Here is an 881-nt window from a genome sequence, read left to right as displayed (position 1 = left end):
ACGATGATGCAGGCCGGCAGCCCGTTGTGCTGGCCCAACTTCCCGGAGGCCAGCAGGCCGCGCAGCCCGGCCAGCAGGGCGTCGTGGCCGCGCTGGGCCGCTGAGCGGGTGTCGCGATCGATGGCGTCTTGGCTGGGGGTGCCGTCGATGCACGGCACGTCGTCGGGGGGGTTGCACATGCCCGGGGCGCCCAGTTTGGCCACGACGGCTTCCAGGGTGGCGCGCAGCTCGGGGGTGATCAGCCCACGCAGCGCCGACATGCCGTCGGGTTGTTGGCGGCCCAGGGTCAGGGCGCGTTGGCGGGCGCGGTCCTCGTCGGTGAAGGTGCCATCCGGGTTGAGCATGTTGGTCATCCCGCGGGCCAGTTCGGTGAGGTGTTCGGGCCCGAACTGGGCGCCGAACCCGGCCAACTGCGCCTCGGCGACCTCGCGGGCGGCGGCGTCAACCCAGCCGGGCAGGCGGTGGTAGAACGTGCGGATCACGGCCACCTGGCCGGCGCCGAGGTTGCCGGCGCGCTGCGCCGCCGCGGTGGCGGCCAGGACCGGGGGCAACGGTTCGCCGGTCAGGCCGTGCCGGGGGCCCACATCGGCGGCTTCTTTGATGCGCCGGGAGGCTTCGGTGCGGCTGATCAGGGTGCGTTCGGTCAGCGCGTGCGACAGTGAGCCGCCCAGTTCTGAGGAGGGGGCTTGGCGGGCCAGGGAATTGATCAAAGGATGCTCGATGGCCGGCAGGCGCCGGCGCAGCCTCTCGCAGCGCTCCAACACGGCCAGTTGCTGCTGGGGGTTCAACGCGTCCAACGACAGCGCGCAGGCACGGTCCACCTCGGCATCGAGCGCGTCGAACACCGCGTCGACATCGGGCAGACCAGTGGAACTCACACC

Annotated in this window: 1 protein-coding gene; it reads right to left on the bottom strand. The window is 72.0% G+C overall.

The window, feature by feature from the left end:
• Window positions 1-878: DUF222 domain-containing protein (locus tag A5775_RS11360; RefSeq protein WP_156660664.1), on the bottom strand; the 878-nt coding region annotated here is incomplete at its 3' end.
• Window positions 879-881 lie beyond the last annotated feature (3 nt).

Source organism: Mycobacterium sp. 852002-10029_SCH5224772 (assembly GCF_001667315.1).
Taxonomy (GTDB): Bacteria; Actinomycetota; Actinomycetes; order Mycobacteriales; family Mycobacteriaceae; genus Mycobacterium.
Note: the sequence above shows the minus strand (reverse complement) of the source record. Positions and strands in the feature narration are given on the sequence as shown.